The sequence below is a fragment of the Heyndrickxia sp. NPDC080065 genome (genome assembly GCF_050281185.1).
Lineage (GTDB): Bacteria > Bacillota > Bacilli > Bacillales > Bacillaceae_C > Heyndrickxia.
Genome location: NZ_JBNNWS010000019.1, coordinates 47,184 through 63,855, shown reverse-complemented (window position 1 = coordinate 63,855; position 16,672 = coordinate 47,184). Strand labels below are relative to the sequence as shown.

General features: G+C 35.1%; 14 protein-coding genes and 1 riboswitch. Of the genes, 1 reads left to right on the top strand and 13 read right to left on the bottom strand.

Going from position 1 to position 16,672, the window contains the following annotated elements; all coding sequences use genetic code 11:
• Positions 1–212: 212 nt before the first annotated feature.
• On the bottom strand, positions 213–1,400 hold the full coding sequence (locus ACQKP0_RS20745) for a PDZ domain-containing protein (RefSeq protein ID WP_427407747.1): 1,188 nt from the start codon (positions 1,398–1,400) through the stop codon (positions 213–215).
• 123 nt (positions 1,401–1,523) lie between these two features.
• Positions 1,524–2,981, bottom strand: coding sequence for a S41 family peptidase (locus ACQKP0_RS20740; RefSeq protein ID WP_427407746.1), 1,458 nt, complete (start codon positions 2,979–2,981; stop codon positions 1,524–1,526).
• Positions 2,982–3,273: 292 nt separating this feature from the next.
• On the opposite strand from ACQKP0_RS20740, the gene ACQKP0_RS20735 reads away from it, so the two are divergent.
• A complete protein-coding gene (locus ACQKP0_RS20735) occupies positions 3,274–4,575 on the top strand; it encodes a VTT domain-containing protein (RefSeq protein ID WP_427407745.1) in 1,302 nt (433 codons plus the stop codon).
• Between the two features lie 68 nt (positions 4,576–4,643).
• Here the strand turns inward: ACQKP0_RS20735 and ACQKP0_RS20730 are convergent, their stop codons facing one another.
• The 11 genes from ACQKP0_RS20730 to ACQKP0_RS20680 all read right to left on the bottom strand — a co-directional run bounded on the left by ACQKP0_RS20730 (position 4,644) and on the right by ACQKP0_RS20680 (position 16,656).
• Complete coding sequence (locus ACQKP0_RS20730) at positions 4,644–5,342, bottom strand: polysaccharide deacetylase family protein (RefSeq protein WP_427407744.1); 699 nt, start codon at positions 5,340–5,342, stop codon at positions 4,644–4,646.
• A gap of 22 nt (positions 5,343–5,364) precedes the next feature.
• Positions 5,365–6,591 carry an MGDG synthase family glycosyltransferase gene (locus ACQKP0_RS20725; RefSeq protein ID WP_427407743.1) on the bottom strand — a complete coding sequence of 409 codons (1,227 nt, stop codon included), beginning with the start codon at positions 6,589–6,591 and terminating at the stop codon, positions 5,365–5,367.
• Positions 6,592–6,653: 62 nt separating this feature from the next.
• Entirely contained in the window at positions 6,654–7,493 is an 840-nt protein-coding gene (locus ACQKP0_RS20720; RefSeq protein WP_427407742.1) for a hypothetical protein, read from the bottom strand.
• 3 nt (positions 7,494–7,496) lie between these two features.
• Complete coding sequence (locus ACQKP0_RS20715; protein WP_427407741.1) at positions 7,497–8,012, bottom strand: anti-sigma factor family protein; 516 nt, start codon at positions 8,010–8,012, stop codon at positions 7,497–7,499.
• A complete protein-coding gene (locus ACQKP0_RS20710; protein ID WP_427407740.1) occupies positions 8,005–8,544 on the bottom strand; it encodes an RNA polymerase sigma factor in 540 nt (179 codons plus the stop codon). Before ACQKP0_RS20710 ends, ACQKP0_RS20715 begins: the two co-directional genes overlap by 8 nt.
• A gap of 274 nt (positions 8,545–8,818) precedes the next feature.
• Positions 8,819–9,823 carry a homoserine dehydrogenase gene (locus ACQKP0_RS20705; protein WP_427407739.1) on the bottom strand — a complete coding sequence of 335 codons (1,005 nt, stop codon included), beginning with the start codon at positions 9,821–9,823 and terminating at the stop codon, positions 8,819–8,821.
• 59 nt (positions 9,824–9,882) lie between these two features.
• Positions 9,883–11,178: an O-acetylhomoserine aminocarboxypropyltransferase/cysteine synthase family protein gene (locus ACQKP0_RS20700; RefSeq protein ID WP_427407738.1), complete on the bottom strand. Its 1,296-nt coding sequence runs from the start codon at positions 11,176–11,178 to the stop codon at positions 9,883–9,885.
• 128 nt (positions 11,179–11,306) lie between these two features.
• A riboswitch (SAM riboswitch) is annotated at positions 11,307–11,419 on the bottom strand.
• Positions 11,420–11,688: 269 nt separating this feature from the next.
• Positions 11,689–12,831 carry a trans-sulfuration enzyme family protein gene (locus ACQKP0_RS20695; RefSeq protein WP_427407737.1) on the bottom strand — a complete coding sequence of 381 codons (1,143 nt, stop codon included), beginning with the start codon at positions 12,829–12,831 and terminating at the stop codon, positions 11,689–11,691.
• Positions 12,832–12,973: 142 nt separating this feature from the next.
• Positions 12,974–14,419 carry a cardiolipin synthase gene (gene cls, locus ACQKP0_RS20690; protein ID WP_427407736.1) on the bottom strand — a complete coding sequence of 482 codons (1,446 nt, stop codon included), beginning with the start codon at positions 14,417–14,419 and terminating at the stop codon, positions 12,974–12,976.
• A 440-nt stretch (positions 14,420–14,859) separates the two neighbouring features.
• A complete protein-coding gene (locus ACQKP0_RS20685) occupies positions 14,860–15,111 on the bottom strand; it encodes a hypothetical protein (protein ID WP_427407735.1) in 252 nt (83 codons plus the stop codon).
• Between the two features lie 225 nt (positions 15,112–15,336).
• Positions 15,337–16,656 carry a murein hydrolase activator EnvC family protein gene (locus tag ACQKP0_RS20680; RefSeq protein WP_427407734.1) on the bottom strand — a complete coding sequence of 440 codons (1,320 nt, stop codon included), beginning with the start codon at positions 16,654–16,656 and terminating at the stop codon, positions 15,337–15,339.
• Positions 16,657–16,672 lie beyond the last annotated feature (16 nt).

Here is a 16,672-nt window from a genome sequence, read left to right as displayed (position 1 = left end):
CTTCAAGTTTCCATCCCACTTTGAGGAAATGAGGGAAATTTGAAGCCAGTAGTATAGCTTACCTCATGTTACATCGTATTGGATTTAGAAGTAATCATGACTGTAAAAAGGAAGCTAACAGTATTAGATATTCTAAGTATAACAAATTGTATAAAAATTTGTTAAAAGGCTCGAATGTGTGGTATTCTTTTTCAGTTAAGAATCATAATAAGTTATGATGCTTCGTTCCCATCCCAATTCTTCTTAGCTTCTACCGTCAATATTCCTAATTCGTGGTGATCACCTTCAAATAATGCTCCTTGTACAAAGCGTACCTCTCCATCTGTGTTAAAAATTTCAAGCTTGCAGTATGCCCGGTTTTTTTGGAGAGCCTTGTAAAATTCATCTTTATCATGAACTACATACCCATTACATTTATGAATGATCTCTCCTATTTCGAGCCCCAGCTTTTCAGCAGGAGTATGTGGAATAACAGCTAATACCATTAATCCATTTTTTTGTGGTGTAAAATAATAAGTCGTGGAATTCTCGCGAACACGGTGCTGATAAGAAATCCATCCCCTGCCCACCAATGCTACAAAAATAGCTCCTATTGATAAAATTGGCAGCCACATTCCGGCGGCGGCAATAGCTGAAACAAGGAAACCAAGTAATAGAACTTGTTTTCCAACACGTTTAACTGCTAATTGCGGCAGCGTGCTTTGAATTTGCTGTTGGAATCCAATAATAAACGGAACAAGAATAAGTGAATAAGAGCCTGTACCAAAATCAAAGGTTGGCCACCATTCAAACGGTGCGGTCAATGGTCCAGCTGGGAGAAAACAAAAAACGGGAATCAACCAAATTCTTTTTACTTGATTGGCACCGACAGTTAATCCGCGGCGGCTATTTCGTAAAATTGGCGAAAATCTCTTTGTTCCATTTCGATTCATTTGGATTCCTTCAATAATTAACAGCAGGCCTAACAACACTATAAAACCAGACAAACTTTTTTCAGACGGATATTCTGAGACAATTGGAAGATTCCAATTAAATTGTTTTGCTAAAAATAACAAAATAAATGACAATCCGATTGTAAATGCAGGGGACAATAAACGGAAATTCCCAATTAATGATAGCACGATAGTTATAATGGCTAGAATTGCTATCATTGAGTAAGAAATCGTGAATCCACTGGCTATTGTAATAATTGATAATAATAAACCAATTAACAAACCTGCTGGAAATAGAAAACTTAATTCCTGTAGCGGATTTAACACCCGAATATGAAAGTCATTTCGTTCTCGCTTCACCCTTACCATTCCAGCAATAACTGCTAGAATAATAGAATAATAAAAAATCGGATCTAGAAAGAACTTCCCTATCCCTTTCAATATTTCAGTAATCCAAACCTGATCCAATATCCTTCACCACCTTACTTGCGAACAAACTATTATTTTCATTTTAGCAGATTGTTGTATTAAAGCCTATAAACATTGACATAAAAATAGGAACAGATTTATTATTCTGTTCCCTTATATTCATTATTTATTAAAATATTTTAAAGCGACCTGGAGTTGGAGGTCATTTTTCTCATCTTTAATAGCTGTAGTAATTTCTTCTTCCAGTAATTGAGCTGTTTTTGTATCGATTTCACCGGTTGCAGGTAGTTGAACTTGATTTTGAAAAGCTTTGACAGCTCTTTCTGTTTTTGTATCATAATAGCCATCATTACGCCCCGTGGCATATCCTAAACCTTCTAGCATTTGTTGAGCAATTTTTACTTGATCATTATTCATATCGAGGAAAATGGTCTTCCTTACCTCAAGAGGGTGTATATAGAAATAGTCGGGCTGTTTTATTTCGATGTTTGGCGTAATTCCTTTATGATGAATCCAGTTTCCATTGGGCGTCAGCCATTTAAACATCGTTAATTTGATTGTACTACCATCTCCCATCGATACTGCTTCTTGAACTGTACCTTTTCCAAACGTTTTTTCTCCAATCAATGTGTATCCTTCTGCCTCTTTTAAGGCACCTGCAAGAATTTCAGAGGCTGATGCACTGCCTTCATCAACTAACACAACAATTGGGTAAGGCTTATTTTGTGTAAGCTTAGAGTAGTAAGGGAGCTTTTCCCCATCCCGCTGTTGTATTTGAAAATAAGGTTTATGATTAGTCACTAGAACATCCAGAATCTTTTGCACACTTAATAAGAAACCTCCTGGATTCCCTCTTACATCAATAATAAGTCCATCCATTTTTTGCTTTTCTAATTTACTTAATTCAAGTTTAAAATCATCTGCCGTATTCTTTGAAAACTGAGTAATTTCAATGTATCCAATCGATTTACTACCTTCATGCTTCATATTTGAAAAAACAGTATCCATTGGAATTTCATCGCGCTTCACTTCAAATTGAAGAGGGTCGATCACACCTTCCCTTTTAATTTCAAGTGTTACGGTCGTCCCTTTTTTTCCGCGAATTTTCGTGGTTGCTTGATATAGGTCAAAACCTTCTACATTTATACCATCGATTTTGATAATTTGATCTTTTGGCTTCAAACCTGCCTTCTCTGCCGGAGAATTCTTATACGGAGCAACAATTAATATTTTCCCATCCTTTATAGTTACTTCTGCTCCAATTCCTTCAAATGAAGAATCAAGTGAATCGTTAAATTGAGAAGCGGTATTTGCATCCATATAAACAGAATAAGGATCATTTAACGTACTAACCATACCTTGAATAGCACCTTCAACAAGCTTACTTTCATCTACTTTTTCTATATATGAGCCTTTTATTAAATCAAACGCTTGAGCAATTTTCGCTAAATCAGGCAGCGAATTTCCGTTATTCTTTACAGACTCTAATAAATTACTTTTCCCCGAACGATCCTTTATTTGAACATCATCTGACTTGAAGTACATCATACCAACATATGTACTACCGGCTCCTGTCAATAATGCACTTAAAATCATCACTGCCATCCATTTCCGCTTCATGCGAATCCCCCTAATCGATACAAGCTACCCATAGTTATAAACTGCTGTTGATATTTCAATATATGACTAGAGAGGACGAGTTATGATGATTCTTCTACAAAACTAATATAATAGATCATACTAATTAACAAGAATAAACCATTCCCTAAAAGTGAAAAAATTTTCATTTCCTTTTTTCCATATTAATATCAATTATTGTTTATAATAACTCTAGTGGTAATTGAACTTTTTTATATAAAAAAGAGTCTTTTAAATTGTAATCAGGCTTTAAAAATCTGAGGTGGCAATAATGTTGAATTGGTTATTTCATTTAATAGATAATTATAGCTATATTGTATTATTTTTTTCACTTATGCTGGAATTAATCATCGTTCCAATTCCAAATGAAATATTAATGAGTTATGTCGGCTTTCTTGTTTTTCAAGGAAAATTAAATTTATATTTATCGATCATGTTTGGAGGACTCGGAGGTATTATTGGAGTTACTATATCCTATTGGATTGGTTACAAACTAGGAGCACCTTTTTTCTATAAATATGGAAGCAAATTTCATATGGGGCCAGACAAGATAGAAAAAATTTCAAAATGGAATAAAAAGTATGGGAAACGGCTATTATTATTTTCATTTTTTATCCCTGGTGTACGTCATATTACTAGTTTATTTTCCGGAATTACACGTATCTCCTTTAAAACATATGCATTTTTTGCTTATATTGGGGTCTTCATTTGGGTCGGAACATTTATTACATTAGGAAAAATATTTGGACCGAAATGGGCGCAATTTCATCAGCAATCCAAGCTTTATGTCACTTTGGCCTGCATCGGAATTGGTGTGATTTATTTAACCTATTTTTTAATTAAATCGAATAAGGAAAAGATTAAAGAAAATATGATGTTGTTAATTGAAAATACAATTAAACGATTTAATAGCTTTCTTAAAACAAAAATCCTTATTTTTGGAGTGTTAATTACTCTTATCGCACTTATTTTTTTAATGGCTGGATTAATACAAGATTTTATTGGCAATGAGTTTGGACAATTAAACACGATTGTACGTACCGTTGTTATGTACACTTTTACTCCTAATTGGAAAAGCATTATGGTTATAATAAATTCGATCACTACATGGAAAGTACTTGCTGTCATCATTCTATTAACCATTATATGGATTTTAACAAAAGGAGAAAACAAACGAATTGAATTACAATATTATTTAATTAGTTTAGCGGGAGCCGTTTTTTTGGGAAAGGGATTGAACTTACTTTTTCATTTCATTACTAGTGGAAAAGGAATGTTTAGCCAAACATTTCCACATAGTCAAACGCTAAGTTCGTTTGTTATTTTTTTCTTCTTCATGTATGTTGTCATTCGACACGGCAAAAGTGCGTTATTTAAAATGGCTGTATTCATTTTAACTCTATTTATTTTACTTGCGGTTGCGGTTAGTGAAGTATATTTAGGTTTGCATGTTGCAAGTGATCTTGTCGCTGGTTATGCATTCGGAGGAGTTTGGGTTAGCTTTAATATATTTTTATTAGAAGTGTCTAGACTTTTAACATTAATTAAGCAAACGGAATTTCCAAAAGAGCGTTAGTTGAAGTCTATTTATGAGGGGATCCTTCATGTTTCGAACAATTTTTAGATCCCCTCATTAATTTTTATTCATTTTTTATCGATAATCATGTTATCAATACGTCTATATATATAGCCTTGGTGCTTTAATTCTTTAAATACAGTTTTTAATGCCTCAATCGTGTAGTAAGGAGCATCGCTGTTTGCACCTAATGTTTCACCACTATCATGTAATAACACGACATCTCCCGGCTGTATTTTTGCTAATAGGTTTCTACTTATTCGTTCACTTCCACCTTTAATTCGCCAATCTCCTACCATTAAAGACCATAAAACGATATGAAAATCTTTGTGAATAAAAAAATCAAACAGATTTAATAACCCCCATGGCGGACGATAATAGGTCGGTTTGATTCCTGTTATTTTTTCTACTGTTAACGCAGATTGTTTTAATTCATTTTTTATTTTCCAAGGCAGCATGAGCCAATTCGAATGATGTACATAATTATGAATACCTATTAAATGCCCTTCGTTATGCATCCTTAAAATTAATTCAGGATACTTTTCTGCCTTGGATCCTACAACAAAAAATGTTGCTTTGATTTGGTATTGAGCTAATAAGTTCAATAATTTTTCTGTATATGTTGGATCGGGTCCATCATCAAATGTAAAAGCAACTTCTTTTTGTTCTTTTCCTTTGCGAAAAACCTTCCATCCCACTATAAATGATAATATATACGGGATAATCATATAGAAAATAATAAGAAAAAATGCGATATCGAATACCATTTATCCAACTTCCTTTATCTTATTAATGCCCTTGATTAAATAGTAGGGACTTCTTAAATAATCGATTCGTCTTCCATCGATCAATCCGAGTTTGGTGACCTGAATTTAATCCTACTTGTACCTTTGCATTGATGATCGCATAAAGCGCATGTAATGATGCATTAGTCATTTGAATTTTCTTTGCACTGCTTTTCAATTTCTGTAAAATATTTTTATTTGCTAAAATAATATTGATTTTATGAAGCAAATCAAATGAATTCTCCGCTGCAATTGCAGCTCCCGATTGAATTAAATAATGTGCATTGTCCTCTTCTTGACCAGGAAGGGGTTTAAAAAGGATCATAGGTAACTCTGTAACCAATGCCTCTGATGTTGTTACTCCCCCTGGCTTTGTAATGACTAATTCTGAAACAGACATGAGTTCATGAATGTTTTCTGTATAGCCAAATATTTTAATTATATGCTTTGAATCGTAGAATTCTTTCTCTAAATTTTTCTTTAGCTTTTTGTTCTTCCCACATATTATAAGAAATTGTATTTTTTCATGTAACGTTTCTAATTCATTAGATTTTAAAATTTCCTTCCCAATTAGTCCTTCACCACCACCCATGATTAATATTGTTGGCAGAGTAGGATCAAGTTCATATTTTTTTCTTATCTCATCGCGATTAGATGGTTCGCTAAATTTTGACCGAATAGGAATACCTGTACAAGCAACCGTTTCCCTTTTTATTCCTAGATCAACAAGACTTTGCTTTACTTTCCCAGAAGCAACAATATATTGATCAGTAAAAGGATGAATCCAATAACTATGACTTGTATGATCTGTAATCACTGTAATAGAAGGGATATCTATTACCTGATACTCTTTTAATTTTGATACAATAGCTGCTGCAAACGGAAAGGTGTTAATAATAATAGATGGTTGGATCATTTGAATAAGGTTTTGCATTTTTCCTATTCCAGCCGATAATATTTTATCTAATTTGGTTGACATACTTGATTTTTTATAGGTTTTTTTATATAGAAAACCATATAGTTTCGGTGAATATTTCAGCATTTTCATATACGTAAAATGAGCGACATGGTAGAAATATGGATGGGCCCATGCCAAAAAATCTACGACAACCACCTCTGTATTCGGCGAGCGTTTTTGAATGGCTTCCTCAACAGCATAAGCAACTTGCTGATGTCCTTGTCCAAATGAGCCAGAAAGTATGAGAACTTTCCCTTTAACCATCTCTTCCATTTTTTTGATCTCCTTTTCCTCTTTATTATCACTAAAAGCAACTATCTTTACGAAAACAGATTTTATTTATTATTTTTTCTTAATGAAAATCTCTGATACATCCATGTAATGACAAATCCTAAGGTATAGCATGTAATTAAGAATAATATGATTCCTCCAAACAATGGAAGATTCATCATGGAAACTAACACTATTGAACCAACTAGAATTTTAATCCAATCGGTTTTTTCGTCTATCACTTTGATACCTTCCCCTATTCTGTGACTCAAATAAGCCATACCAAGGAAAAAAGAAATAAAAATACCTAAAATAATTAAAATGACAATTGGGATACCAATAATAACAATCGTTAAAAGAACACTTAAGGCAAATAAGGCAAAGCTAATGATGAAGCCAGTTATAATTACTTTTCCTGTTTTTTTGGTGATATACTCAGGTATTTGAGTAATCCGTTTTCGAATAAACAAGCTAGCAAGAACGGTAAGTAATATGGTTATCATGCTAAGAATCAATCTAATGATCCAAGAAGAGAGAAATAGAATTCCCCCAAGAATAAAGCTATTCTGTGTTTGATTATTAAAGTTTAAGGAAATGATATGCTCCGAAACATCGGCTCCCTGTTGTTGATTTATTTTTCCTCCAAGTACGAGAACAGGTCCCTTTATTTTGGCTGTCTTATTGATTTGTAAATTTCCATTTATAACAATTACTGCCGTTGTAACTTCGCCACTAATAGTCGCATCACTTCCTAGAACAATTACATTTTCTATTTTTTCATGTTCAGGAATAACGGTTTTTTTATAATGAACGATGCCATCCTCCGCAGCTAAAACTGGAGGAATGAGAAGAAAGCTTAACATAATGACAGCTAACAAACTTAGGAAAGTCCTCCTGCCTTTCATTTCCTACATCCCCTTATTGTAATTTTTTCCAATTAGTAAAAAACGAACAGACCATATTGAAAGCCCTACTATAATCAAAGTTGTTACGGCAATTATTTCTAATACAAATGGAATAGAGGTTATTGCAGCTGCCGCTGCATGAAATAAACCGATTCCTATATTAAAAAAGCTGGAGAGGATGGTCCCAATCACGTATAAAACCGAACTTACCTTTGCCATGATGATGAAAATCATAAGTATACAAATAATACTTATTCCCCAGGTAAAAACTTTTTGTGACACGCTTTTTCCAAATGAGATGTTATTTATTTTCGACATGACCGTTTCTTCAAAATGTTTATCAGGAATAGGTATCGTATCATATAGCATGGAAATCTCATTTTTCAGCTCTATCAGGTTATGTAACTCATCACTGCAAAGATGGCAATTGGTAACATGACTCTTCACCTTCATGCTTTCTTCTTCACTTAATTCTTCATCTATATAAGCGGAGAGAAGATCACTAACATGTTCACTCATTTTGATCACCCCTTGATAGATCTTTTTTTAACGCCAATCTTGCTGAATTAATGCGTGATTTAACGGTTCCGATTGGAATGTTGAGAATTCCGGATATTTCTTCATAAGAAAAACCTTGGACATCTCGTAGAACAAGTGCTGTACGATGATCGATTGAGAGCTTTTTTAAAGCTTCCTTTAACTCAAGTCGTAATTGACTTCGATCGATATCTGTCGTATTAGTCATGATTTTTATATCAGTTTCGATTGTTAATTCCTTAAGTTTTTGATTTTTTTTCAATTTATCGTAGCATAGATTAGACACAATCCTCGTTAGCCAAGAAACAAAGGCGTATTCATTATCTAATTTGGATAGTGATAAATAGGCTTTAACAAATGCTTCTTGGGCAATATCCTCTGCTTCCATTCGGTCATTCACCATGGCATATGCATGACGGAATACCTGAGCTTTGTATTTCGAGACAAGCTTGGTAAAGGCTTCTTGACTCCCCTTCTTAGCCTCTCGTATTAATTTAGTCAGTTCTATATCCATTCCTTCACTCCCTGACAATCACGAAAAGCGCACGATGCTTTAAATAGTCTCTTGCCTTTGAAAAATACTTCGAGAACTCGCTGTTTGCGCTTGAGAGATAAGAAATACTATTCTTTCTGAACTTAAGAACGAGTATTTTTTATTATCTTTTAGTTATTTTGAACCAATATCACTTAAATAACAGCTATTTAATTAATACAAATAAATAGACTTGTTAAGATTCAAAAATGTTCATTATTCCCTAAGAAAAAATTAAAAGACCCCCAACATCATGTTAGAGGCCTTGTACTTGATATTCTAATTTTCTTTCATGTATCGGTTCTTTTTGAAAAATATCAACAAAATCTTCAATCATTGCACTTGCTGTTGGAAGTTTTCCTGCACCAGGTCCTTGAAGGGTGATTTTTCCTACCAGACTTGCTTCAATTGAAATGGCATTTTCTACCCCTTCAATGGAGTAAAGGGAATGATCTGAGTTAACAACAATTGGCTTAACTGTGGCATGGATAGAGTTTCCTATTTTTGAGATTTGTGCAATATGTTTATACCTTTGACCAAGGCTCTCCGTATGCTCAATCTGCTCCTGAGTTATCGAGGTAATCCCATCTATGCCTACTTCAGACCAATTAGGCTGCTCTCCAAATATTAATTGACTCAATATCATCAGTTTACAGAATGCATCCTTTCCATTTATGTCATTCGTCGGATCGGCCTCTGCGTATCCTTTTTGCTGTGCCAGTTCTAGTGCTTCATCAAATGAAAGCTTTCGTTTCCTCATTTCGGTTAAAATAAAGTTAGAGGTACCATTAAGAATTCCCTGGATTTTTGTAATCTGATTAACCTGTAATAACTGTTGAATGGTTCGAATGATCGGAACTCCCCCTGCAGTTGTCGCTTCAAAGCCAATTTTTACGCCTTTCTGCCTGGATCTATGGATCAAATATTCACCATATTTTGCAAACATCACTTTGTTTGCTGTAATAACATGCAAACCTCTATCTATTGCTTGCTGTAAATACGTATATCCCGGTTCTTCTCCGACAATTGCTTCAAAAATAACATGAAGGTCTGGTATGTTTAAAATATCCTCAAAATTGGTTGTCACTAGAATATCCGCATCAATTTTGCGTTCTTTTTCTGAATCACGAATTAATATTGCTGCGATTTCAACCTCTGCACCTAAAATACATCTTAGGTGGGTTTGATGGGTTTGGATAGCAGTATAAACGCCCTCCCCCACTGTTCCAAAACCTAATAAAGCTGCCTTAATCACTGTCATTCCTATATCCTCCTACACTATAGGTGACAGGACCTGTTTAGATCCTATCACCGACCAAATTAAACCGTTATGCTTGTTGCTTTTAGAATTGCTTGATCAAGATCTGCCTTGATATCTTCAACTGCTTCAAGTCCAACTGATAAGCGTATTAGCTCTTCCGTAACTCCTGATAATTTAAGTTCATCTGCACTTAATTGCTGATGTGTAGTCGAAGCTGGGTGTATAATTAGTGATTTCGCATCCCCGACATTGGCTACGTGTGACCATAGCTGAATACTGTCGATTACTTTTCTTCCTACTTCCCTTCCACCTTTTATACCAAAATTCACAATTGAACCGAATCCTCCTTTTAAGTATTTTTTGGCAAGCTCATGAGAAGGATGTTCTTCTAATCCTGTATAATTTACCCATGCAACAGCTAGGTGGTTTTGTAAAAACCTTGCTACTTCTAATGCATTTTCATTGTGCTTTGGAACCCGTAAATGCAATGTTTCCAATCCTTGCAGCAATGAAAAAGCACTTTCAGGGCTTATGCTAGCACCGAAATCTCGCAATATTTGAACACGTAATTTTGTTGCAAATGAGGCTTGTGGGACATCCACTCCGTAACGGATTCCATGGTAGCTTAAATCTGGTTCCTTAAAATCTGGAAATTTATCGCTATTCCAATCAAACTTGCCACCATCGACTACCACGCCACCTATTGTGGTTCCATGACCACCAATCCATTTAGTTGCTGAATGAACAACGACATCTGCTCCCCATTTAATTGGATTAGATAAATAAGGTGTACCGAATGTGTTATCGACAATAAGTGGGATTCCGTTTCCATGAGCAACATCTGCAACCGCTTCTATATCTAAAACATGAAGGCTCGGATTACCGATAATTTCTGCAAATAGTGCCTTTGTCTTTGGTGTTATCGCTGCTCTAAAATTTTCAGGGTCTGTTGCATCGACAAACTTTACAGTGATTCCATATTTCGGGAGTGTATTTGCAAATAGATTAAAAGTACCACCATACAAGTTTCCAGCTGCAACAATTTCATCCCCTGCACCAGCAAGATTTAAGATTGAAAAAGCAATGGCCGCCATTCCCGATGACAATGCAACTGCAGCTGTCCCACCTTCTAAAAGGGCAATTCGCTGTTCAAAAACGTCAACTGTTGGGTTTCCAATTCGTGAATAAATATATCCTTGTTGTTCAAGAGCAAATAATCCTTGGGCATGATCCGTATCTTTAAAAACGTAGGACGTTGTTTTATAAATTGGAACCGTACGGGATCCTGTTGTTGGATCTGGTTGTTGTCCTCCATGTAATAATAATGTTTCCGGTTGTAATTGTTCCTTTGTCATTTTATATTCCTCCTAATAATGGTTTTGTATCGTTGATGATGTAAACATAGATGAAGATTATTGAAATGGGTTTGAGGGGAAGCAAAAAACCCTCTTCATAAGAAGAGGGCTTAACATTCAAGTTCCTCCCCTTATCTTTCAGATCATAGTTGATCTGTAGGAATTAGCACCTTTTCAAGCAAATTGCTTGAAGGTTGCCGGGCATCAAAGGGCCTAGTCCCTCCGCCGCTCTCGATAAGAGTATACACGATTATTATTTTGAAAATTTCAAATTGCTCTTGTATTGCATTATAGAAGAGTTGCAAATGTTTCGTCAATCTTTTTTTTAAAAAGATTTTTATTGATGATCATTTTTTGAAAAAGATCCTCGCTTTCTATAGGTAATTAGTCCTATTCCGTGCGGTTCGGAGGGATATTCGCGCAGTTTGGATTAAATTTTGTGCGGTTCCGACCAAATTTCGTGCAGTTGGGACAATGTTTCGTGCGAAAAGGCTATGTTTCGTAAATAATTTAGAATATAGATAGTTGGATCGCTTCTTCAAATTGCTTAATAATATCCTCCGCTTCCTCAATTCCTATTGATATGCGAACAACTTGTTTATTGATTCCTATTTTTTGCTGTTCTTCTAATGATAAGGCACGATGGGATGTACCTAATGGGTAAGAGACAGTCGTCTCAACTCCGGCTAATGTAGGTACAATTGTTACCCACCCTAGAGATGAAAAGAATCGATGTATATCACATGATTCACTTAATTCTATCGTTACGATTGCTCCATTCCCCTTAGTAGATAGATTAGTAGGGTAATAAACTTTTTTCACGTGAGAATTTTTCGAGAGAGACTCCGCCAACTGCTGGGCATTGTATGCTTGACGTTCCATTCTTAGAGCCATTGTTTTGATTCCTCTACATGTCAGCCACGCTTCAAATGAGCTTAAATTACAGCCAAGATTCACTACCTTTTGGCGCGCTTTCATGATTAACTCTTCATTTCCAACCACAACACCTGCAGTTACATCACTATGACCACCTAAATACTTCGTTGCACTATGAGCAACTAAATGAACGCCCTCTAGATAGGGATTTAGCAAATATGGAGTAGCAAAAGTGTTGTCCACCATTGTATACAAATTATATTTTTTCCCTAGTTGAACAAGCGCCTTTATATTTTCAACACGTAAAAAGGGGTTCGTAACCGTTTCAGAATATAACAGCTTTGTGTTAGCTTGAATAGCACTGCGAACTTCGTTTACATCTCCAAACGAAACAAAGGTTGTTTCGATCCCAAGTTCATTTAATTCTTGTTTTAAAAGATGATGGCTGCCGCCGTAGATATCTTCTGCCGCGACGATATGATCACCAGTTGAAGCAACAGATAGAATACCAGCAAGAATAGCGGAAATACCTGAGGAGGTTGCTACTCCTGCTGGAGCACCTTCTAAATTTGCAACTGCTTGACCTAGCTCATCTGTGTTTGGATTACCTGTTCGAGTATAAAGATATGGTGATTCACCATGGTAAAAGCCTTCCAGCTCTTCTAATGAACTAAAGGTAAAAGCTGAGGTTTGATAGATTGGTGTTGATTTGCTGCGAATATTCTCGGTTTGTTTTAAAGAATTATGTACGATTTTCGTTTCAAATGATTGGCCCATTATGCACACCTCAATAATTAATATTGTAAAAATATTATAAATTGTACGTCTAACGAATAAAAATGTCAAAGCCGTTCTTGAAAATATTGTCGCTTTTCATAATAAAATAAGCAGGAGTTTTGAACTCCTGCCTTTGTGCAGCTTATAGAATTGGAGATAATAATCTTGAAATTGACTCTTTAAACCGAATTCTTCTTGGTCGGTGAAGATAGGCTTCTAAAGTAAGCTCCCTTGATTTTTTCATATCATCTTTATAAATAGTTTCAAGCTTTTTTGAAAGATGATGGCTGTACAAAAATGCATTGACTTCAAAATTCAATCGGAAACTTCGATTATCAATATTTGCCGTTCCGACCGTAGCAATTTTTCCATCAACAATTAACATTTTTGCATGAATAAAACCATTTTCATATATATACACTTTTGCCCCAGTCTTAAGCAGTTCTCCTACATAGGAGTAGGTAGCCCAATAGACAAACATATGATCAGGCTTATTCGGGATCATCAGCCTAACATCCACTCCAGATAAGATCGCAATCTTAAGTGCATTTAATAAGCTATCATCAGGAATGAAGTATGGAGTTTGCATGAATATATATTTTTTGGCCGAATTTATCATTTTTATGTAGCCGTTTTTTATTTGTTCCCATTCTGAATCAGGACCACTTGAAACGATTTGGACATCGGTATAGCCTACAGATTGTATTTCTGGGAAGTACTTCTCTTTGTAACGAATATCATTAGATGAAGCTTGGTTCCAGTCAAGAACGAACCGTGTTTGCATCGCAAGAACTGCTTTTCCAGTTATCTTTAGATGTGTATCTCGCCAATAACCAAATTTTTTATCTAAACCAAGGTATTCGTCACCAATATTAAAACCACCTATGTAACCGATTTTTCCATCGATTATGGCAAGCTTGCGGTGATTACGAAAATTGACTCGCAGGTTAAGCAAAGGAATTTTTGCTGGGAAAAAGGCGGCTACTTCACCACCTGCATCAGTTAATCCTTTAAAAAACTTACGCGGTAACTTCCGAGAACCCATGTCATCAAACAATAAGCGAACCTTTACCCCTTCCTTCGCCTTTTCAGTGAGCAATTCAACTAGCTTTTTGCCTAATAAGTCATTTCGAAAAATGTAATACACAAGATGGATATGATTTTTCGCTTGCTTAATATCCTCAAATAATGCTTGGAATTTGTCATTTCCATCGATAAAAATTTCAACATCATTATCATGTGATAAAATCGCATCATCATTAACAAGGAGCATATATACAAGTTCTTTATACTGGACTGTTCTCTCATCATGAAACGGAAAGGCATTATTCCTTAACAAATCAATTTGTCGTTGTGATATTTCTTTAATGCCTATCTTCTCTTGGTCTTTCCAATAAAAGATTCTTCTCCGGCTTAAATTTTGTCCAAAAATTAAATATATAATGAATCCCGCTACAGGAATAAACAGTAAGACCAGTAGCCATGCCCATGTTGCTCCAATATTTCTGCGCTCTAAAAAAATTACCACACTTGATAAAAAAAAGTTTAAAATGAAAAAAACTACTAATAAAATTGTAAAAATTGTCATCCTGAACTCCTTTAACAAGATACCTATTTCTCTGGTTTTGTTAAACCTTTTTCTAAAAAAATCTATGGTGCACAGGTACACCCAGTTATACTATGTATAGAAATTACTGCAACACAAACCTCACAGATTATCTTATTAACCATGCCATTTCTAGTTAATAATACAAATGTATCATACCATATAAATCTCCTTGCTTCACCATATCTCTTATTTTCGAAGTTGTATGTGCTTTAATATTTTTATAAAACGCTTTGTTAAACTATATTATTGTTTCAAATAAAATCTGTAGGGTATACGTTCAGCTAGTTTTATTTCGTAAAGAAATCGCTTCACGCATACCCTACAGAAGATTTTATCACCAGGGTAACCATTAAAAAACCCTACGAGATAAGTGTTTATACAATCATTTAACACTAGCCCATAGGTATTTTTCTACTGCATTACTTGAAAAATGGCAAAAATGATCCTAGTTGTCTTAACATGTTGATTCCATTAGTAACGTTCCCAACATGGTGAAAAACCTTTTGATAGCCTCCCGGTCCTTGTGATGAACGAGGCATTAGTTGGTGTCTTCCAGATGAACGTACCATCATATTTCTAGTAGGAAGAGATACACTTCTCATAAATGGTCCTCTTTGAAGCGGTCTTCTCTGAAGCGGCCCTCTCCCTGGATATTGCGGATAGAATGGCATCCTATAATCACCTCACATTATTTATATTAACTTTCTCAATCCAAATAAAAGTTTCTATGGTCTTTTAAACCAGTATATGAAAAGAAGGATATTTCGATTGAGATAAACACATAAGTAATAGAAATTTTCTTTTGAATCCCTATCAGAGATTTATGAAAAATTTATTCAGCGAATTAGACTTAGTATTCTCCATAAAAAAAGAACCACAGTGATGTGGTTCTAACTTTAAAAGCTGATATAGTTTCTTGGATCTACAGCGTTTGAATGGGATGCAGTCCAATTGCCGATATAAAATTCGAAATGTAAATGCTGCCCAAATGATTCACCGGTATTTCCCATGTATCCGATGATTTGTCCTTTTCTAACCGCAGCACCCTCACCAACTAAACGGGAGCTCATATGAGCATAGACCGTTGTATAAATTTTTCCGTTTACTGAGTGTGTGATGAAAACGGCATTTCCATAGCTGGAAGATAAATATGAACGTGCAACGACACCATCACCTGCAGCTACAATAGGAACGGTTCCACCTTTGGCGATATCAACACCATAGTGAAAACCACCATCAAAGGATCTATAGCCAAAGCCAGATGAAATATAACCTTGTGCAGGACGCATAAATGTACCAGAGGAAACTGGCGGTGTTCCAGAAGTGCCTCCTCCTCCAACATTTCCATTTGAATTATGTTGCTGTTGTTGTTGTTGTTGCTTCTGTTGCTGCTGTCTCGCACGCTCTGCAGCTGCACGCTGTTCTTCAGCAATACGATCCTTTTCTAATTGAATAGCTTTTTCAATAGCTGATTTTTGTGCAGATAGAATAGATTGTTCTTCTTCTAATGATAGTTTTTCTTCTTCAAGATGTTTCTTCTGTTTAGAGAGTTCTTTCATTATTGCATTTTTTTGTGCCTTTTGGCGATTGAATTCAGCTTTCATAGATTGAAGCTTGCTTTGCATTACTTGTAGATCTTTTAGCTTTTTCTCTACATCTGCTTGTTTTTTCTCTAATGTTGCTTGATCTCGTTTTTGTTCTTCAATAATTTGTTTATCTGCATTAATTAATGTTGTAACAGCAGACACGCGGTCAATGAGGTCAGCAACACTTTCTGCCCCTAAAATCACATCCAAATAATTGACTGATCCGCCACCATTTGTCTGCATTGTACGTGCACGTTGATCTAATAGTTGATTTCGTTCCTCAATTCGTTTCTTTAATGCATCAATCTCTGTTTTTAATTTATCAATAGCCTTTTTAGCATCATTTATTTGCTCTTGTTTTTCTTGTATTTTTTCATTAGTGTCAGCAATGTTAATATCTAGTGTTGCCAACTGGCTTTCAAGACCGCTTTGCTTACCTTTAATCTCGTCAATTTTATTGTCTTTTTGCTGAATATTTGATTTGATTTTCGAGCTTTTATTCTCTACATCTTGTTTATCGTTTTGCAAGTTTGATAGTTTTGAAGCAAACGCATCCGATTGATTAGCAAATAAACAACCGAATCCTAGCACAGATGCTAGTGTAACTGAAAGCAATGAACGTTTATTCAATCTTAATCCCCCTTAT